Genomic DNA, 18,960 nt, shown 5'->3' with positions numbered 1-18,960 from the left:
CTGCCGCGCATTGCGGTGGATCGCCGAGGGGCAACGGGTCACCCGATTTGAGCCCGATTTGCGCCCGATTTGAGGAGGAACAGTCATGTCGCAACCCGTTCAGGCCGGTTCGGTCTACCCCGCTTCTGATGCGTTTATCGCGAATGCCCATGTTGATGCGGCCGCTTACGCGTCGATGTACGCAGCATCCGTAGCTGACCCGATTGCCTTTTGGGCCGAGCAGGGAAAACGGATCGACTGGATCAAGCCTTTCACCAAAGTAAAAGATACCAACTTTGATCTGGGCAAAGTCTCGATCAAGTGGTTCGAAGATGGCCAGCTGAACGTGTCCGCCAATTGCGTTGACCGTCACATCGCCAAACGCGCCAACCAAACCGCGATTATCTGGGAACCCGACCACCCCGATACACCCGCCCAGCACATCACCTACGCCCAGCTTTTGGAAAACACCTGCCGCATGGCGAATGTGCTAAAGGCGCAAGGCGTGACCAAAGGCGACCGCGTCGTCATCTATCTGCCGATGATCCCCGAGGCGGCCTATGCCATGCTCGCCTGCGCGCGAATCGGTGCGATCCATTCCATCGTTTTCGCAGGCTTCTCGCCCGATGCGTTGGGCAACCGGATCAACGATTCTGACGCGAAATGCGTGATCACCGCCGATTTTGCCCCCCGTGGTGGCCGCAAAACCGCGCTCAAGGCCAATACCGATGCGGCGCTGTTGCATTGTGATGACCGCGTGAAATGCTTGGTTGTCAAACATACCGGCGATCAAACCACATGGGTTGAAGGCCGCGATATCGACGTAAAGGCCGAAATGGCCGCCGCCGCACCAACCTGTGATGTGGTTGAAGTGAACGCCGAAGATCCGCTGTTCATCCTGTACACCTCGGGGTCTACGGGCAAGCCAAAGGGCGTTGTCCACACCTCGGGCGGCTATCTGGTCTATGCGTCGATGACGCATCAGATGACCTTTGATTACCATGATGGCGATGTGTTCTGGTGTACCGCCGATGTGGGTTGGGTCACGGGCCACAGCTATATCATCTACGGCCCGCTGGCGAATGGCGCTACCACGATTATGTTCGAAGGCGTGCCGACCTATCCCGATGCTGGCCGCTTCTGGGAAGTTTGCGCCAAGCACAAGGTCAACCAATTCTATACCGCCCCCACGGCCATTCGCGCGCTGATGGCGCAGGGTACGGAATGGGTAGAAAAGCATGACCTCTCCAGCCTGAAACTGCTCGGTTCGGTCGGTGAACCGATCAATCCCGAGGCATGGAACTGGTACAATACCCATGTTGGCAAAGGAAAATGCCCGATTGTCGATACATTCTGGCAAACTGAGACGGGTGGCCATATTGTCACCGCACTGCCGGGCGCGATTTCCCAAAAGCCAGGATCGGCCACAAAGCCGTTCTTTGGTATCAAGCCGGTCATTCTGGACCCTGCGACTGCCGAAATCCAATCCGAAACCGTGGCCGAAGGTGTTTTGTGCATTACCGACAGCTGGCCAGGACAGATGCGCACCCTGTGGGGCGATCATGCGCGGTTCGAAGAGGCGTATTTCAGCCAGTATCCCGGTTATTATTTCACGGGTGACGGCTGCCGTCGGGATGAGGACAGCTATTACTGGATCACCGGCCGCGTGGATGATGTGATCAACGTATCGGGCCACCGCATGGGCACCGCCGAGGTTGAATCGGCTCTCGTTGCCCATTCGATGGTCGCGGAAGCCGCTGTGGTCGGCTACCCGCATGAGATCAAGGGCCAAGGCATTTATGCCTATGTCACCTTGATGAACAATGTCGAACCCACCGATGATCTAAAGCGCGAGCTGGTCAAATGGGTGCGTCAGGAAATTGGCCCAATTGCCAGCCCGGACCTGATCCAATGGGCGCCAGGTCTGCCAAAAACCCGTTCGGGCAAAATCATGCGCCGCATCCTGCGCAAGATTGCCGAAAATGACTTTGGCGCGCTTGGCGATACTTCGACGCTTGCTGATCCATCGTTGGTGGATGACCTGATCGCCAACCGTATGAACCGGGTGTAATTCATGGCTGAAAACAGAGCGCCGTTAGTCCTTATCCTGCTTGGCCCCCCCGGGGCCGGCAAAGGCACCCAAGCGCGGATGCTGGAAGAGGCATTTGGCCTTGTGCAGCTATCTACCGGCGATTTGCTCCGCGCCGCAGTGGCGGCAGGCACTGATGCGGGCAAGCAGGCGCAGACCGTGATGCAGGCCGGTGGCCTTGTGTCCGATGATATCGTGCTTGCGATCCTAAAGGACCGTATGGCCGACCCCGATACCAGTCGAGGCGTGATCTTGGATGGCTTTCCCCGCACCGCGGGGCAGGCCGAGGCGTTGGACGTTGTGCTGGACAGCACCGGCCAACGTGTGAATTCGGTGATCTCGATGGAAGTCGAAGACGCACCGATGATTGCCCGCGTTGCGGGCCGGTACACCTGCGCTGCGTGCGGCGAAGGGTATCATGACGAGTTCAAGCAACCTGCCAAAGCGGGTGTTTGTGACAAGTGCAACGGGACGGATTTCAAACGCCGTGCCGACGATAATGCCGAAACGGCGGGGGCGCGGTTAACCGCGTACCATGCCCAGACGGCACCGCTTATCACCTATTACAAAGGTCGGGGTGTGTTGGAAACGGTTGATGCGATGGCTGACATCGCTTCGGTCGCAGATGCCATGCAAACGGCTGTAAAACGGGTGATGGCTTAAGGAGGGACGGCCACTTTTCTGTTCTGGAAAAGTGGTCGAGAGAACAAAAACAGGGAGTAACGCAAATGGCGGACAAAACATCGTCCAACGCCTATTGGGCCGCGAACATCCGGATCATTACCATCTGCATGGTAATCTGGTTTGTCGCGTCCTTCGGGCTTGGCATTCTACTACGGCCCATGCTGTCGGGCATCGCTGTCGGGGGCACTGACCTCGGCTTCTGGTTTGCCCAGCAGGGCTCAATTCTCGTGTTCCTCGGCCTCATTTTCTTCTACGCGTGGAAAATGAACAAGGTCGATGCCGAACACGGCGTTGAAGAATAAGGATCGGAACAGATGGATCAATATACCCTAAACCTTATCTTTGTAGGCGGGTCTTTCGCGCTCTACATCGGTATCGCCATTTGGGCCCGCGCCGGGACCACGGCTGAATTTTATGCTGCAGGTCAGGGCGTACACCCTGTTCTGAACGGTATGGCCACAGCGGCTGACTGGATGTCGGCGGCTTCCTTTATCTCGATGGCGGGCCTTATCGCTGCTGTCGGTTACGGCAACTCGACCTTCCTGATGGGTTGGACGGGCGGCTACGTGCTGTTGGCGCTGCTTTTGGCACCCTACCTGCGCAAATTCGGCAAGTTCACAGTGCCGCAGTTTATCGGTGACCGTTTCTACAGCCAAAAGGCCCGTATGGTTGCCGTTATCTCGCTGATCATCATTTCGGTAACCTATGTTATCGGCCAGATGACCGGTGCAGGCGTTGCCTTCTCGCGCTTTTTGGAAGTTGAAAGCGACACTGGCCTTTATATCGCGTCGGCGATCGTGTTCATCTATGCCGTTTTGGGCGGGATGAAGGGCATCACCTACACGCAGGTTGCACAGTATTGCGTTTTGATCATCGCCTACACCATTCCAGCGATCTTCATCTCGTTGCAGCTGACCGGTAACCCGATCCCGGGTCTGGGTCTGTTCAGCACACATATCGAATCCGGCTTGCCGCTGTTGACCAAGCTTGACCAGGTTGTGACTGAACTGGGCTTTGCGCAGTATACCACGCTGAACACCTCTATGTTCAATATGTTCCTGTTCACCTTGTCACTGATGATCGGTACTGCCGGTCTGCCACACGTCATCATCCGCTTCTTTACCGTTCCAAAGGTATCCGATGCGCGTTGGTCGGCTGGTTGGGCACTGGTGTTCATCTCGCTTTTGTACCTGTCGGCCCCGGCTGTTGGTGCAATGGCGCGCTTGAACGTCATCTCCACCATCTACCCACAAGGCACCCAAGCTGAAGCTGTTCTGTACGAAGAGCGCCCACAGTGGATGCGCAACTGGGAAGTTACTGGCCTGTTGAAGTTTGAGGACAAGAACGGCGATGGCCGTATCCAGTTCTACAACGACAAGAACGAAGGCTTTGCAGCAACCGCAGCCGAGCGTGGTTGGACTGGTTCCGAGTTCACCTATAACAACGATATCCTTGTTCTGGCGAACCCTGAAATTGCACAGCTTCCAGGCTGGGTAATTGCGCTGATCGCGGCAGGCGGCCTTGCAGCTGCTTTGTCGACCGCAGCGGGCCTGCTGTTGGCTATTTCTTCGGCCATCAGCCACGACTTGATCAAGTCATACTTGAACCCGAACATCTCGGAAAAGGGCGAATTGCTTGCTGCCCGTATCTCGATGGCGGGTGCAATCGTGGTGGCAACATGGTTGGGGCTTAATCCTCCCGGCTTTGCGGCGCAAACCGTGGCCTTGGCCTTTGGTCTGGCAGCGGCGACGATCTTCCCGTCCTTGATGATGGGGATCTTCTCCAAGCGGATCAACGCGATGGGTGCGACCTTGGGTATGTTGGCTGGTCTTGTTATCACCTGTGGTTACCTGTTCACCTACTTGGGTATGTTCTTTATCCCAGGTACGAATTTGCTGGAAAACACGGCGTCGAACTTCTTGTTCGGTATCCCGCCAGCATCCTTTGGCCCAATCGGCGCCTTGGCTAACTTTGCAGTTGCCTATGCTGTGTCGATGATGACCTCGCCGCCTCCACAGGACGTGCAGGATCTGGTTGAATCGATCCGCGTGCCAAAAGGCGCGGGCGCTGCAACCGGCCACTAACACCGATTGCGCCCTCCGGTTTATACCGGGGGGCGTTCCCCTTTGAATATCAGGACAACGGAAATAAACATGACGCAATCCGCGATCATCAGCTTTCTGGAAACTGTCCACCCCTATGACACGTTGTCAAAGGACGATCTGGTGCGCGTTGCAGGGCTTTTCGACCGCCGCGAATATGCTGCCGGAGACTCGATTTACCAAACAGGCGCCCCCCTTGATGGGTTGTATCTGGTCAAGCGCGGCTCGGTAGAGGTGCTGGAACCGTCCGGCGGGCTTGTGTCGCTTCTTGGCCCCCGAAATTCCTTTGGCGAACGTGGTTTGCTGCGTGATGGCCTTGCTGTCACAACAGCCCGCGCAACCGAAGACACCGTGGCACTGATGCTGCCCACCGCCGAATTCAAACGCCTCATCGCCAACTCCCCTGCATTCGCCCGCTTTTTCAGCCGTGGCCGCAGCATTGAGGCGCGCGGTTCGGATCTGACCACCCAAAAGGTCGCCGACCTGATGGCGCGGAAACCCGTCACCATTGGCCCCGATGACACCATTCGGACTGCGGCCGCGAAAATGCGCGACAAGCATGTGTCCAGTCTTGGGGTCGTCGAGGATGACCGCTTTGTCGGCATCGTCACCACCCGCGATATGACCAACAAAGTGCTGGCCATTGGGCTTGACCCGTCCAGCCCCGTGGCGGGCATCATGACCCGCGATCCGGTCGCTCTTTCCCCCGAAGACCTCGGGTCTGACATCCTGCACATCATGTTGGAACGCCGCATCGGCCATTTGCCGGTTGTCGAAGGCGACCGCCTTGTCGGCATGGTCACGCAAACGGACCTCACGCGCTTTGCCGCCGTCTCTTCGGCCAGCCTTGTGCGCGACGCGGCAATGGCCGAAACCGTGGCCGATATGGCCGCCGTCACCGCCCGCATCCCAGCGCTTTTGGTGCAGCTTGTCGGCTCGAATAACGCGCATGAGGTGGTCACACGCCTGATCACCGATATCGCCGATACCGTCACCCGCCGCCTGCTGGCTTTGGCCGAGGCACAGCTTGGCCCCGCCCCTGTGCCTTATCTTTGGCTGGCTTGCGGCAGCCAAGGCCGGCAGGAACAAACCGGCGTCTCTGATCAGGACAACTGCCTGATGCTGGATGACAGCGTAACTGATGCTGACATGCCCTATTTCACAGCCCTTGCGAAATTCGTTAGCGATGGGTTGGATGCTGCGGGTTATTTCTATTGCCCCGGCGACATGATGGCGACCAACCCGATTTGGTGTCAACCCGTGCGCGTGTGGCGCGAATATTTCCGCAAATGGATCGCGACCCCCGACCCAAAGGCGCAGATGCTCGCCTCTGTGATGTTCGACCTGCGCCCCATCGGTGGCGCCGTCAGCCTGTTCCGCGATTTGCAGATGGAAACCCTTGAAAAGGCGTCGCAAAATTCAATCTTTGTGGCCCATATGGTGGGAAACAGCCTAACCCATTCGCCTCCCCTTGGCCTGTTGCGCGGTTTTGCCACCATCCGCTCGGGCGAGTATAAAAACCATATCGACCTGAAACATTCGGGTGTGGTGCCTGTCACCGATCTGGGCCGCGTTTATGCGCTCATCGGCAAAGGCACAGCCGTGAACACCCGCGCCCGCCTGCTTGCCGCCGAAGAGGCCGGCGTGATCTCGGTCTCGGGCGCGCGTGATCTGATCGAGGCCTATGATATGATCGCCGAAATCCGCCTGCAAAATCAGGCACGTCTCATTCGTTCGGGCCGGAAGCCCGATAACTTTATGGCACCGTCTGACCTGTCAGACTTTGAACGCTCGCATCTGCGCGATGCGTTTGTCGTGGTGCGCACAATGCAATCCGCCATCGGTCAGGCCCGGGGGACACGTTCTTGAAAGTAAAAGACTTATGTTAATGGACTATATTGCCACCTTTGCGGCCGGATTGGGCCTTCTCGGCTTTGTCGTGATCGTGCGCCATTTGTCCAAGGGCCGCATGCCTAAATGGACACTTCCGGCCTCAATCGGGCTTGGGATGTTGATGTTTTCGGTCTGGAACGAATACACATGGTACATCCGCACCACCGATGCGCTGCCCGAACAGGTGATCATCCTGTCGTCGCCCGTTGACCGCGTGGCCTACCGCCCTTGGACCTATCTCTTTCCCGTGTCATCGCGCTTTGCTGCCCTTGACGGGACAGGGCTGGTCAAAAGCCCTGGCAATCCGAATTTCCGTATGGCCGAAGTGCTGCTGGTTCAACGCTGGACGCCGACACGCCGTATTCCCGTGGCCTTTGACTGCGCAGGCGGCAAGCGCGCCGATCTAATCGAAGGGGTGGAGCTTGCCCCCGATGGCACGCTGACAGGCGGCGACTGGATGGATGTCGGACAAGAAGACGAGCTGCAACGCGCAGCCTGCACAGAGGGGTAGGGACCATGCCTGCGGATGGGGTAAAACAGCACAGCGTTCTGGTGGTCGAGGATGAAGACAACATCGCCCTCGCGCTTGATTACCTGATGACCCGCGAAGGCTATGCCCATGACCGCGTGGCCAATGGCGGCGAGGCGCTGGCCCGCATCCGCACCATGCACCCTGATCTGGTTCTGCTTGATGTGATGCTGCCCGAAATGTCTGGCTATGAAATCTGCCAAGGCATGCGGCTGGACCCCGACTTGGCCGATATCAAAATCCTGATGATGACCGCCCGTGGCTCGGCAATCGAACGCAAGAAAGGGCTGGCCTTGGGGGCTGACGGCTTCATCTCGAAACCCTTTGAACTGACAGAGCTCAGGGCCGAAGTGCGCCGCCTTTTGGAAGGCTAACAAAGACAAAACGCGGAAAGGCAGACCATGCAAGCATGCCGCAATACCAAGCGCCGGATCGGGGGCAGTAATGACCTCTGATCCCAAATTCTCGCTTAACGGTCTCAGCCTGCGGGTCAGGGTGTTCTTGTTCTTTGCCGCCCTCGCCATCGGTGCGGTGGTGCTCTTGTGCCTTGGCTTGATGCTCGGCTATCGGCGGCTTGGCGCACCCGACAGCTTGAATGCCTTTGTCCAAGGCGGCGTGATCGGCAGTTTTGGGGTGGTTGGGCTGACGGCGGCGGTCTGGTATCTGTTTGACGTGAACGTCTCCAAACCCATCGACCTGCTGGCAGGGGCCTTGCGCGCCCGCGCCCATGCCGATGTGGCGGCGGTGATGGATCCGACTGTCGCGCGCTATCTGGGCGATCTTGCCCCCGCCGCTCAAGCCACCGCGCACAGCCTATCGGAAACCCGCAACGCGCTGGCCGAGGCCGTGGCCCGCGAAACCACTCGCCTTTCATCCGAAAAAAACCGGCTTGCGGCGCTGTTGTCCGATGTCCCCGTCGGTGTGCTGCTTTGCTCGGGCGATCACCAACTGGTGTTTTACAATGGCATGGCGGTGGACCTGATCGGCGCCGCCACCCAAGGCGCCGCACCGGGGCTGGACCGCAAGCTGTTTGACTACCTGCGCGAAGGCCCTATCCGCCACGCCCACCACCGCCTGATCGAGGCGGAAGACCCCGATGCCGCGTCTGACCTGCTTTGCGCCACCCGTGACGGCAGCGAAATCCTCGCCGCCCGGATGCGGCTTTTGCCCAGTGATGGCGCGGCCGCCCCCGGCTATGTCCTGACATTGCGCGACGTTACTGCCGATCTGGCCGCCCATGCCAAACGCGAGGCTCTGCTGGCCGACGTGCTAGACCGCGTGCGCCGCCCCGCCGCCAACTTGGGCACATTGCTGTCCGTTCTGCCCAAAGGCGCCGATATCCCGCATGAAATGGACGCCGCCGTGCGCGCCGAGGTGGATGGGCTAAGCCTCGCTGTCAAAGACCTCGCAGCGCGGCAAGAGGAAGGGCGGCAAGACGTTGCCCCCCGTTCCCCCCAGCGCATCGCAGATCTGACCGATGGTCTGCGCGCCCGGCTTGAGGCCCAAGGTTTGACGCTCAGCGCGGCGGATGCACCGCTGCTGCTGCGCTGCGACGGGTTCGAGGTGGTTTCGCTTTTGGCGCGGGTGACCCTTGGTCTCGCAGAGGCTGCCAACACGCGGGCGTTCGACTTGACCGTCGCAGAAGACAGCACCGACGCCTTGTTGCGGCTGTGTTGGAACGGTGCTCCGCTGCGGGTGGCGCAGTTGGAACGATGGCTGGATGCGCCCTTGGATGATGACATCCCGGGCATAACGGGCCGACATGTCCTGACCGGCCATGCCACCGATATCTGGCCCGAAACACTGGCCGGGGGCCGGCAATGCATCTGCCTGCCCATCCGCATCGCACGCCGCGCAGGCCCGCGCCCGAAACCCATCGCGCGGGCGGTGGTTTATGATTTTGACCTGTTGAGCAAGGCGCGGAACGAAAAGGTGGCCGATGCCGCGCTTGCGGATTTGACCTATGTGGTGTTCGACACCGAAACCACAGGATTGCTGCCGAACCAAGGCGATGAGATCGTACAAATCGCCGCCGTGCGCATCGTCAACGGCAAACGGGTCGAGGCCGAAGTGTTTGACATGCTGGTCAATCCGGGGCGGTCTATCCCCTCCGCCTCGACCGTGGTGCACGGAATCACCGAAGCAATGGTCCAAAACGCCCCCGATATCGGCGTGGCAGGCCGCGCCTTTCACAAATTTGCCGAAGGCGCGGTGCTGATCGCTCATAACGCGCCCTTTGATATGGAATTCCTGCGCCGCCACGAACTCGCCATCGGTGCGCGGTTCGACAACCCTATTCTTGACACCGTCTTGCTGTCTGCGGTGGTGTTTGGCCAGCACGAAGACCACAGCCTTGACGCGCTGACCCACCGCCTGTCGATCACCATCCCCGAAGAGGCCCGCCACACGGCAATTGGCGACAGCGTGGCCACGGCGGATGCGTTCCTCAAGCTGTTGCCAATGCTGCAAGGGCGCGGGCTTACCAGCTTTGGCGCGGTCCTGACTGAACTGCGCCGCCACGGCCGGTTGCTAAAGGATCTGAACTGACGGGATATGCGGCAGCGGTGGCAGGGGGCGCTCACGCCCCCTCTTGGCCTTAAGGCCAATTCACCCCCCGAGGATATTTTTGCCGAAAAGAATTCGGTCAGAAAATATTAACCTTGTCCGAATAGGCTATGGATGCGGTACAGGCTGGGAAGCCGATGACCGCCCGGAGAGAAAGCACCCCGTCGCTGGAGGTAATCCCCGATGGGGTGCTGGACCCCTGCGATTTCTTTTCGGCAAAAATATCCTCGGGGGGAATGGCCGCAAGGCCAGGGGGGCAGACAGCCCCCGCTACCGATCAAGCCGCAAGCGCATGTCAGGCAAAGGGATCCACAGGGTATCCCACCCCATTCAAATACAACCCTTGCGGCGGGCATACTGGCCCACAAGCGGCGCGATCTTTGGCGGCCAAGGCTTCGGCCACTTGCTCTGGGTGCCACGCGCCCGCACCAACGCGTTCCAGCGTACCCACAAAAGACCTGACCTGATTGTGTAGAAATGACCGCGCACGCAGCGAAAAGCGGTACTCGCGGCCATCGGGGTAGCCACGTTCCTCAATCTCAATCTCGTCCATGGTTTTGATGGGCGAGGCCGATTGGCACATGCTTGACCGAAAGGTGGTGAAATCATGCAGCCCGATCAGATGCGCCGCCCCGTACCGCATCGCCGTCAGATCCAGATCATGCCCGACCTGCCAGACCAACCCGCGATCATGGGTCACAGGCGCGCGGCGGGTTACAAGCCGGAACAGATAGCGCCGTTCCACCGCCGAAAACCGCGCGTGAAACGTGTCATCGACCAAGGCACAGGCCACGACAGACACGGGGCTGGGCCGCAGATGCGCGTTAATCGCCCCCATCAGCCGAAACGTGTCCCAGTCCTTGGCCAAATCGCAATGGGCCACTTGCCCCAATCCGTGCACCCCTGCATCGGTGCGCCCTGCTGCGGCAATCGTATGCGGCCCGTCTTCCAGCCGCGCCAAAGCAGCTTCAATCGCGCCTTGAACCGTGGGTTGCCCCTCGGCCTGGCGCTGCCAGCCATTGAACGGTCCGCCGTCATATTCGATTTTCAGTGCATATCTGGGCATAATCTCCGGTTACCGCGCGGCCCAAGCGCTGACAAGGCCTTGCCTGTCTTTCCCCCTTTGAACCTGCCCCTTTAGGGCCTATCTTGGGGCAAGCGATCAGAAAAGGGCAGTTTGTGCTGGGTGGACTTACAGATGGCCTTGGCCGCGGGGTGGAAACGGCAATGTCGGGCGTGTCCGAGGCATTGTTTGAACCCGTCATCCGGCTGGGCGTTACGGGCCTTTCGCGGGCGGGCAAAACGGTGTTTATCACCAGCCTCGTGGCCAACCTGCTGGATCGAGGGCGGATGCCACAGTTCAGTGCGGCCCCTCGCATCGCTAGCGCGTTCTTGCAACCGCAACCGGATGATATCTTGCCCCGCTTTGATTATGAAACCCATCTGGCAGCCCTGACGGGGGCCGCCCCGCATTGGCCCGCCTCAACCCGCGCCATTTCCGAACTGCGCCTGTCGTTGCGTGTGCAGCCTTCGGGGTTCTTCGGCGGGCTTTGGGGTGGCCTGACAGGCCCGCGCACCATCCATCTTGATATCATCGACTACCCTGGTGAATGGCTGCTCGACCTTGCGCTTATGGGCAAAACCTATGCCGATTGGTCCGAGGCGACGTTAGAGCGTATCGCACACCGCACGCAGGCGCAGGGGTTCATGGCGCAAGCCCGCGCCGAGGATGCCGCCTTGAGGCTGGATGAACCGCGTGCCCAATCCCTTGCCGCAAATTTCACCGCCTATCTGCAAGCGGCCCGCGCCGCTGGCTGGTCTGATTGCACGCCGGGGCGGTTTTTGCTGCCGGGTGATCTGGCGGGCAGTCCGGTTCTGACCTTTGCGCCTTTGCCCAAACCGGCCAGCACGCCGCGCGGCAGCCTGTGGCGCGAAATGGACCGGCGGTTCGAGGCGTATAAATCCCGCGTGGTCCGCCCGTTTTTTCGCGATCATTTCAGCCGCATCGACCGACAGATTGTGCTGATGGATGTGCTGGGCGCCATTCACGCAGGCCCGATGGCGCTTGAGGATATGCGCCGCACGATGGCCGAGATTTTGGGCGCGTTCCGTCCCGGCCAGAACGGGTTTCTCAGTTCCATCCTGCTTGGCAAACGGGTCGATAAAATCCTGTTCGCGGCCACCAAAGCCGATCATTTGCACCATTCCCAACACCCGCGCTTGACCGCAATAACCGAGGCGCTTTTGCGCGACGCGCGCGACCGTGCCGCCTTTTCCGGCGCGCAAACGCAGGCGATGTCGCTGGCCGCCTTGCGTGCCACGGTTGAAGAAACGCGCAATCATGGCGGCGATACCATTGATCTGGTGCGCGGCACATTGCTGGAAACCGGCAAGCAAGCCGCGATGTTTGCAGGCATCTTGCCCGACGATCCGAACCACCTGCTTGGCCCCGCCCGCAAAGGCGAGGCCGCGTGGCTGGACGCTGACTATTCGGTGATGTCATTCGCCCCCGCCCGCCTGACCCTGCGCCCCGGTGATGGCCCGCCGCATATAAGGCTGGACCGCGCGGCCGAGTTTTTGCTGACCGACCGTTTGGGCTAAGATGCTGATAAAAAGGAGCCTTTGATGGCTAAACCCGTGTTGATTGATCTGGATGAGGCCCCCGATAAGGCCTCTGCGCAAACTCCTTCCGATGCGCCGCCGGTGCCGGATTTGGGTCTGCCCACAGGCCGCGCGATGACTACGGCGGCATCGGTCGCGGGGGCGCAACCATCGCGCTTGATGCGGCTTGCGGTGTGGGCGCTGGGCAGTCTGTTCAGCTTTATGATCTCGGTCGCGGTCTATGATTTTGTCATGGGTATGCTGGCGCGCAATTCGCTGCTCGGCTGGGTGGCCTTTGGCCTGACGGGTCTTGCGATTGCGGTGCTGCTGGGGTTGGCCCTGCGAGAGGCGTTGGGGTTTTACCGCCTTGGCCGTTTGGACCGTTTGCGCGCCGAGGTAGAGGCCGCGCGGGCCGCCAACCTGCTGAAACCCGCTGCCAAAGTGACGGACCATATGGTCGCCTTGTACAAAACCCGCCCCGACTTGCGCTGGGGCACAGCACGGCTGAATGAACGGCGCGGCGATGTGATGGACGCCGATGCGCTGCTGAACCTGACCGAGGTGGAACTGCTGGGCCCCATCGATCTGGCCGCGCGGGCCGAGATTGAGGCGGCGGCGCGCCGTGTGGCAACCGTGACGGCGCTTGTGCCGCTGGCCTTGGCCGATGTGGTGGTGGCACTGTTTTCCAACCTGTCGATGATCCGCAAAATTGCGGCGCTTTATGGTGGGCGGTCGGGGACGCTGGGCAGCCTGAAGCTGATGCGCCGCGTGTTCGGGCATTTGTTGGCAACAGGCGCACTGGCGCTGGGCGATGATTTGATCGGGTCGGTCGCGGGCGGCGGGATTTTGGGCAAACTGTCGCGGCGCTTTGGCGAAGGGGTGGTGAACGGTGCGCTGACCGCACGGGTCGGCGTGGCCGCGATGGACCTGTGCCGCCCAATGCCCTTTGCCGCCTTGCCAAGGCCCAAGGTGACGAATTTGATGAGCCGCGCGTTGACGGGGGTGTTTGACGGGTTTGGCGGGTCTGACACAAAGAGCGTGTGACGGGGGGCAGGATTTAGGTATTTGGGCCAAGATGAAATTGCGAAGCGGTGAACACTTCACCCGCCAGCGGGGGGATCAGCTCGCCTGCGACCAGTTTTGACAGGATACGCGGTAGGGGCCAAGTGAGCGAGAGCGGAGCCAGCACCCAATCGCGCAGGGCAGGCAGGATGCGGCTATCAGATTGATATTGCGGGGTAAAGGCCGCGCTCATCGCTTGATAGGTTCGCACATGCCAGCGGCGCATTTGGGCATAGCGGGGCAGGGCATCCTCGATTGAATTGGCCTGTAGCGCACGGGATAGTGCCAACGCATCAAACAGCGCCATATTGGCCCCTTGGCCCAGTTGCGGGCTGGCGCGGTGGGCGGCGTCCCCGATAAAGGCAAGTGCTTGGGCAAAGGGGCGGCGCAAGGTGCCGTGGCTATAGGTGGCGGCGGTCATTTGCGCCGTGTTGGTCAGGGTTTGCAGGAACGGCGCGAAATCGGGCCAATGGGCCGTTGCCTCGGCCTTCCACTCCGTCAAATCGCGGCTGGGCCAATGTGCCAGATCACGGCGCGGCATTGACCAAAAGATTGCCGCATGGGCGCCGTTGCGACCCGGAACTTGGCCCAAGGGCAACACCCCCGCCATGCGGTGCGCGCCCGCATAGCGTTGCGACAGTTGATCTGTTGGCAGCTGGGTTTGCGCAAGCCACGGAACCGTGCCCCAGATCGCACCATACGGCAGGGCGCGGCCCTTAAGTGGGGACAAAGCCGAGCCGCTGCCCGTTGCATCAATCACCAGATCAAAGGGGCCATGCTCGCGGCCATCCTGCATCACCAAGCCGCGCTGCTGGTCCAGCAGGGGGGCCGATTGCACCATGCTTGACGGGATAACCCGCACGCCAACTGCCGCCACTGCCTGCATCAAAGCACCGTGTAGGGCGGCGCGGTGAATGGCAAGGCCTTGTGCCTCTGGGCGGCCTTTGGGGTCATAGCTCACGTCCAAAACGCGACGTCCGCGCGTGACCTCAACCCCATACATTCGCGCGATGCGTTGGCCTGCTGCGCGTGCAGCATCACCCGCGCCGCACAGGTCCAGCACGGCCAATCCCAAGGGTTGGATCATAAGCCCCGATCCCACAGGACGCGGCACATCAAACTGGTCAAACAGCACTACATCCCGCCCGCCCTGCGCCAGCAAGCAGGCCGCTGCCAAGCCGCCAATACCTGCCCCTGCAATTGCCGTTTTCATAGCGCCGACCCTTTACCGCATCATTTGCCGCAGGCCGCCATCACAGCATGGCTGGACCGCAGCGTAAACCGCGCGTATAACCCCGCCCATGCGACAGATACACGCGATATTTGCACGAATTAGCGGCCCGGCGATCTGACCTTGTTCAGCCGCCGGGATGTCCTTTGCCACGCCACGCGCGGGCCGCAGTTTTGCCCTGTCCCCCCCCTATTTTCCCGATCCGTAAGGAACCGCCAATCATGTGCGCAGATACCCCTAGCCATACCCCCGACTACAAAGACACCGTGTTTTTGCCCGAAACCGATTTTCCCATGCGCGCAGGCCTGCCATCGCGCGAACCGGAATGGCTGGCCCATTGGGAAAACATCGGGGTCTATGACCGGTTGCGCGAAAAAGCCGCTGCGCAAACGGGGGGCCGCACGCCCTTTACCCTGCATGATGGCCCCCCCTATGCCAACGGCCACCTGCATATCGGCCACGCCCTGAACAAAACCATCAAGGATATGATCGTGCGCAGCCATCAGATGATGGGCTTTGATGCGCGCTATGTGCCGGGTTGGGATTGCCATGGCCTGCCGATTGAATGGAAGATCGAGGAACAATACCGCCAAAAGGGCCTTGATAAAGACGCGGTGGATGTGGTCGATTTCCGCCAAGAATGCCGCAATTTCGCGACCGGCTGGGTCGATATCCAGCGCGAGGAATTCAAGCGGTTGGGCATCACCGGCAATTGGGCCGACCCTTATCTGACGATGGATTACCACGCCGAGGCGGTGATCGCGGCAGAGTTCATGAAATTCCTGATGAACGGCTCGCTGTACCAAGGCTCCAAGCCCGTCATGTGGTCGCCGGTCGAAGAAACCGCTTTGGCCGAGGCCGAGGTGGAATATCACGACAAGGAAAGCTTTACCGTTTGGGTCAAGTTTAAGGTGCTGTCAGAGGCCCCCGCCTTGCAAGACGCGCATCTGGTGATCTGGACCACAACCCCTTGGACAATGCCGTCCAACAAAGCAGTGGTTTACGGTAAGGATATTTCCTACGGTCTGTATGAGGTCATCGGCACTCCTGCGGAATCTTGGGCATCGGTTGGCGACCGTTTCATCCTGTCAGACAAACTCGCCGCTGGTGTGATGGTCCGCGCACGGCTGGACGATGATATGTGGACGCGCGTCGACGATGTGGATGCCACACAGATAACCGGCCTTTTGCACCCGCTTGCCGGCGCGGATGGCGCAAACGGCGAATGGGATGACATCCGCGATTTCCGCGCCGCCGATTTCGTGACCGATGACGAAGGCACCGGCTTTGTCCATTGCGCCCCTAGCCACGGGATGGAAGAGTTTGAGCTGTACCGCGATCTGGGAATGCTGGAACAGGTCATCACCTATAACGTCATGTCTGACGGGCGCTTCCGCGATGATCTGCCGTTCTTTGGTGGCAAGGCCATTCTGCGCGATGCGCCGAACAAAAAGAACAAGGCCAACCCGTGGGAAGGCGATGCAAACACCGCCGTTATCCAGAAATTGGTTGAGGTGGGCGGTCTGCTGGCGCGCGGTACCATCAAACACTCCTACCCGCATTCATGGCGCTCCAAAGCCCCAGTCATCTTCCGCAACACCCCGCAATGGTTTGTCGCCATCGACAAAAAGCTGGATGATGGCATGGGCGACATGGGCGATACCATCCGTACTCGTGCGCTGAACTCCATCGACAAGCTGGTCAAATGGACCCCGCAAACCGGCCGCAACCGCCTGTACTCGATGATCGAGGCGCGGCCTGATTGGGTGCTGTCGCGCCAGCGCGCTTGGGGTGTGCCCCTGACCTGTTTCATCAAAAAGGGTGCGAAACCGACCGATCCCGATTTCCTGCTGCGTGACGATGCCGTCAACGCCCGTGTCACAGCGGCGTTTGAGGCGGACGGGGCGGATGTTTGGTATGTCGCGGGCTTCAAGGAAAAAACCCTTGCGGGCCTGCATGACCCCGACGCCTACGATCAGATTTTTGACGTGCTGGATGTGTGGTTCGACTCAGGCTCCACCCATTCCTTCGTGCTGCGCGACCGGCCCGATGGCACCAAGGATGGCATCGCCGATGTCTATATGGAAGGCACCGACCAGCACCGCGGCTGGTTCCATTCTTCGCTGCTACAGGCCTGCGGCACGCTGGGCCGCGCGCCTTACCGCAACGTCGTGACCCACGGCTTTACGCTGGATGAAAAGGGCATGAAGATGTCCAAATCCATCGGCAACACCGTGGTGCCCGAAGAAATCATCAAGGAATATGGCGCGGATATTCTGCGCCTTTGGGTGGCGCAGGCCGACTATACCGTCGACCAGCGCATCGGCAAAGAAATCCTGAAAGGCACCGCAGACAGCTATCGCCGCCTGCGCAACACCATGCGGTTTATGCTGGGCAACCTTGCCGAGTTCTCGGATGCTGAACGCGTCGACCTGAAGGATATGCCAGAGTTGGAGCAATGGGTGCTGCACCGTTTGGCCGAGTTGGACATCGAGGTCCGCAAAGGCTATGCCGCGTTCGACTTCCAAGGCGTGTTCCAAAAGCTGTTCACCTTTGCCACGACAGACCTGTCGGCGGTGTTCTTTGACGTGCGCAAAGACGCGCTGTATTGCGACCCAACTGACAGCCTGCGCCGCCGCTCTGCCCGCACCGTGCTGGACCTGCTGTTCCACCGCCTGACGACATGGCTCGCGCCAATTCTGGTGTTCACGATGGAAGATGTCTGGCTCTCGCGCTTCCCGGGTGCCGACAGCTCGGTCCACCTTCAGGATATGCCTGTGACCCCAAATGACTGGCTGAACCCTGCTTTGGCCGCGAAATGGGTTGGCCTGCGCGCCGCCCGTCGTGCGACCATCGCGGCCTTGGAGGTACAGCGCACCGCCAAGGTCATCGGTGCCAGCCTAGAGGCTGCCCCCGTGGTGCATGTCGAGGATGCAGCCCTTCTGGCGGCGATGAAATCGGTCAACTTTGCCGAACTCAGCATCACCTCCGCTGTGCAACTGACCGCCGACCCCGCCCCGGCCGAGGCGTTCCGCCTGCCCGAAGTCCCGGGTGTCGCCGTGGTGTTTGAAATGGCACCGGGGGATAAATGCGTGCGCTGCTGGCAAATCCTGCCCGACGTCGGCACGCACAAACACCCTTGCACCTGCGCCCGCTGCAACGCGGCGCTGGGGTGATGATAGTTGGTTCCGCCCTGACCTTGGGGCGGAACCAGCAGGCCAGTCGTGCGTTGGTGTTGTGAATGGGTTCGCCCAAATCGCTCATTGGATAGGATAAAATATGTCGGATACCACCGCCCGCAAAACCGCCGTGCGCAATAAGATGCTGGCACTGGAACAGGCCGAGCTTGATTTCGCCGAAGACAAGCACGAACGCTTTACCGAAGAGTCCTTGCTGGATGACCGCGACAATTGGGACAAGGACGACATGGCCCTGTCGCGCACTGCCGCAGACCAGGCGGCAGCGTTGGATCAGCCCGTCTTTGTCCATGCCGCCAAGATCGAGGCGCTAGAAGACATGGATTTCGGCCCGACCGATACCGTGGATCTTGGCGCAATTGTCGTTGTGGATGGCCGCAACTTTGTCGTTGCTGTGTCGACCACCAAGTTCGACTGTGACGGCGCAAAATACCTGGGCATTTCTGAAAGCAGCCCCATCTATCGCGCGATGGCCGGTCTGAAAAAGGGTGAGACGTTTGAGCTGAACGGCAAAACCCTTGCCATTGACGATGTGTATTGACCAAACATGAAACAAGCCGTCTTCCACTCCCCCTACGGCCCCTTTGCGGTGGTCGAAGACAGCGGCATCATCACCCGTATCGACTGGACCGCCCGCAGATCTGACCCGACACCCTTGCTGCGCGAGGCGTGCCGCCAGTTGGGTGACTATTTCGACGGGCTCCGCACCACGTTCGATCTACCGCTGGATTTCGGCACCGGCTTTCAGGGCGACATGCGCCGCGCGATGTTCGCCATTCCCTACGGCGAAACCCGCACCTACGGCGACCTTGCCAAGCTGCTGGGGCGTCCGGCCCAAGCGATCGGGCAGGCTTGCGGCGCCAACCCCATTCCCATCCTAATCCCATGCCACCGCGTCTTGGGCGCAAACGGCCTGGGTGGGTTTTCCGCACCTGGCGGGGTGGAGACCAAAATTGCGCTGCTGAAACTGGAAGGCGCGGGCGGCCTGCTGATTTAGCGTGCAGACAAACGTATGTACGGATGGCATA

The 18,960-nt window shown here is 60.2% G+C and carries 15 protein-coding genes; 13 read left to right on the top strand and 2 right to left on the bottom strand.

All coding sequences use genetic code 11. The annotated features are described in order from the left end of the window. Positions 1–85 precede the first annotated feature (85 nt). The 8 genes from acs (at position 86) to G560_RS0111405 (ending at position 9,823) form a co-directional block, all read left to right on the top strand. The gene (gene acs / locus G560_RS0111440; protein WP_022704451.1) at positions 86–2,050 is read left to right on the top strand and encodes an acetate--CoA ligase; all 1,965 of its coding nucleotides are present in this window, start codon (positions 86–88) and stop codon (positions 2,048–2,050) included. A gap of 3 nt (positions 2,051–2,053) precedes the next feature. Beyond that, positions 2,054–2,731 (top strand): adenylate kinase, encoded by a 678-nt coding sequence (locus G560_RS0111435; protein ID WP_022704450.1) that lies wholly within the window; start codon positions 2,054–2,056, stop codon positions 2,729–2,731. 65 nt (positions 2,732–2,796) lie between these two features. Next, positions 2,797–3,054, top strand: a complete 258-nt coding sequence (locus G560_RS0111430) for a DUF4212 domain-containing protein (RefSeq protein WP_022704449.1) — start codon at positions 2,797–2,799, stop codon at positions 3,052–3,054. A 12-nt stretch (positions 3,055–3,066) separates the two neighbouring features. Further along, positions 3,067–4,836: a sodium:solute symporter family protein gene (locus G560_RS0111425; RefSeq protein ID WP_022704448.1), complete on the top strand. Its 1,770-nt coding sequence runs from the start codon at positions 3,067–3,069 to the stop codon at positions 4,834–4,836. Between the two features lie 69 nt (positions 4,837–4,905). Then, the gene (locus tag G560_RS0111420; protein WP_022704447.1) at positions 4,906–6,723 is read left to right on the top strand and encodes a DUF294 nucleotidyltransferase-like domain-containing protein; all 1,818 of its coding nucleotides are present in this window, start codon (positions 4,906–4,908) and stop codon (positions 6,721–6,723) included. Between the two features lie 19 nt (positions 6,724–6,742). Continuing rightward, on the top strand, positions 6,743–7,258 hold the full coding sequence (locus G560_RS0111415; protein ID WP_231575921.1) for a hypothetical protein: 516 nt from the start codon (positions 6,743–6,745) through the stop codon (positions 7,256–7,258). Between the two features lie 5 nt (positions 7,259–7,263). Next, positions 7,264–7,650, top strand: coding sequence for a response regulator transcription factor (locus tag G560_RS0111410; RefSeq protein ID WP_022704445.1), 387 nt, complete (start codon positions 7,264–7,266; stop codon positions 7,648–7,650). A gap of 70 nt (positions 7,651–7,720) precedes the next feature. After that, on the top strand, positions 7,721–9,823 hold the full coding sequence (locus G560_RS0111405; protein ID WP_022704444.1) for a 3'-5' exonuclease: 2,103 nt from the start codon (positions 7,721–7,723) through the stop codon (positions 9,821–9,823). Positions 9,824–10,136: 313 nt separating this feature from the next. Here the strand turns inward: G560_RS0111405 and truA are convergent, their stop codons facing one another. Next, entirely contained in the window at positions 10,137–10,907 is a 771-nt protein-coding gene (truA, locus tag G560_RS0111400; protein ID WP_022704443.1) for a tRNA pseudouridine(38-40) synthase TruA, read from the bottom strand. A 161-nt stretch (positions 10,908–11,068) separates the two neighbouring features. On the opposite strand from truA, the gene G560_RS0111395 reads away from it, so the two are divergent. Together G560_RS0111395 and G560_RS0111390 are read left to right on the top strand one after the other, a co-directional pair. Continuing rightward, positions 11,069–12,442, top strand: a complete 1,374-nt coding sequence (locus G560_RS0111395; RefSeq protein WP_050525294.1) for a YcjX family GTP-binding protein — start codon at positions 11,069–11,071, stop codon at positions 12,440–12,442. 24 nt (positions 12,443–12,466) lie between these two features. Then, positions 12,467–13,486 (top strand): YcjF family protein, encoded by a 1,020-nt coding sequence (locus G560_RS0111390; protein WP_022704441.1) that lies wholly within the window; start codon positions 12,467–12,469, stop codon positions 13,484–13,486. 13 nt (positions 13,487–13,499) lie between these two features. On the opposite strand, the gene G560_RS19090 is transcribed toward G560_RS0111390, so the two are convergent. Then, a complete protein-coding gene (locus G560_RS19090) occupies positions 13,500–14,717 on the bottom strand; it encodes an FAD-dependent oxidoreductase (protein ID WP_022704440.1) in 1,218 nt (405 codons plus the stop codon). Positions 14,718–14,956: 239 nt separating this feature from the next. Between G560_RS19090 and ileS the strand changes: the two genes are divergently transcribed. From ileS to G560_RS0111370, 3 genes are all read left to right on the top strand, one after another. Continuing rightward, positions 14,957–17,911 (top strand): isoleucine--tRNA ligase, encoded by a 2,955-nt coding sequence (gene ileS, locus G560_RS0111380; protein ID WP_022704439.1) that lies wholly within the window; start codon positions 14,957–14,959, stop codon positions 17,909–17,911. 103 nt (positions 17,912–18,014) lie between these two features. Then, positions 18,015–18,473 (top strand): hypothetical protein, encoded by a 459-nt coding sequence (locus G560_RS0111375; RefSeq protein ID WP_022704438.1) that lies wholly within the window; start codon positions 18,015–18,017, stop codon positions 18,471–18,473. A 6-nt stretch (positions 18,474–18,479) separates the two neighbouring features. After that, positions 18,480–18,929: a methylated-DNA--[protein]-cysteine S-methyltransferase gene (locus G560_RS0111370; RefSeq protein WP_022704437.1), complete on the top strand. Its 450-nt coding sequence runs from the start codon at positions 18,480–18,482 to the stop codon at positions 18,927–18,929. The last annotated feature ends 31 nt before the right edge of the window (positions 18,930–18,960 follow it).

It is taken from the genome of Pseudorhodobacter ferrugineus DSM 5888, from assembly GCF_000420745.1.
GTDB lineage: Bacteria > Pseudomonadota > Alphaproteobacteria > Rhodobacterales > Rhodobacteraceae > Pseudorhodobacter > Pseudorhodobacter ferrugineus.
The sequence above is the reverse complement of the archived record's forward strand: the minus strand, read 5'-3'. Positions and strand labels throughout refer to the sequence as shown.

Excerpts from the sequence above, each read along its gene's own strand:
- acs (WP_022704451.1), top strand. The coding sequence starts at position 86 with ATGTCGCAACCCGTTCAGGCCGGTTCGGTCTACCCCGCTTCTGATGCG.
- G560_RS0111435 (WP_022704450.1), top strand. The coding sequence starts at position 2,054 with ATGGCTGAAAACAGAGCGCCGTTAGTCCTTATCCTGCTTGGCCCCCCC.
- G560_RS0111430 (WP_022704449.1), top strand. The coding sequence starts at position 2,797 with ATGGCGGACAAAACATCGTCCAACGCCTATTGGGCCGCGAACATCCGG.
- G560_RS0111425 (WP_022704448.1), top strand. The coding sequence starts at position 3,067 with ATGGATCAATATACCCTAAACCTTATCTTTGTAGGCGGGTCTTTCGCG.
- G560_RS0111420 (WP_022704447.1), top strand. The coding sequence starts at position 4,906 with ATGACGCAATCCGCGATCATCAGCTTTCTGGAAACTGTCCACCCCTAT.
- G560_RS0111415 (WP_231575921.1), top strand. The coding sequence starts at position 6,743 with ATGGACTATATTGCCACCTTTGCGGCCGGATTGGGCCTTCTCGGCTTT.
- G560_RS0111410 (WP_022704445.1), top strand. The coding sequence starts at position 7,264 with ATGCCTGCGGATGGGGTAAAACAGCACAGCGTTCTGGTGGTCGAGGAT.
- G560_RS0111405 (WP_022704444.1), top strand. The coding sequence starts at position 7,721 with ATGACCTCTGATCCCAAATTCTCGCTTAACGGTCTCAGCCTGCGGGTC.
- truA (WP_022704443.1), bottom strand. The coding sequence starts at position 10,907 with ATGCCCAGATATGCACTGAAAATCGAATATGACGGCGGACCGTTCAAT.
- G560_RS0111395 (WP_050525294.1), top strand. The coding sequence starts at position 11,069 with ATGTCGGGCGTGTCCGAGGCATTGTTTGAACCCGTCATCCGGCTGGGC.
- G560_RS0111390 (WP_022704441.1), top strand. The coding sequence starts at position 12,467 with ATGGCTAAACCCGTGTTGATTGATCTGGATGAGGCCCCCGATAAGGCC.
- G560_RS19090 (WP_022704440.1), bottom strand. The coding sequence starts at position 14,717 with ATGAAAACGGCAATTGCAGGGGCAGGTATTGGCGGCTTGGCAGCGGCC.
- ileS (WP_022704439.1), top strand. The coding sequence starts at position 14,957 with ATGTGCGCAGATACCCCTAGCCATACCCCCGACTACAAAGACACCGTG.
- G560_RS0111375 (WP_022704438.1), top strand. The coding sequence starts at position 18,015 with ATGTCGGATACCACCGCCCGCAAAACCGCCGTGCGCAATAAGATGCTG.
- G560_RS0111370 (WP_022704437.1), top strand. The coding sequence starts at position 18,480 with ATGAAACAAGCCGTCTTCCACTCCCCCTACGGCCCCTTTGCGGTGGTC.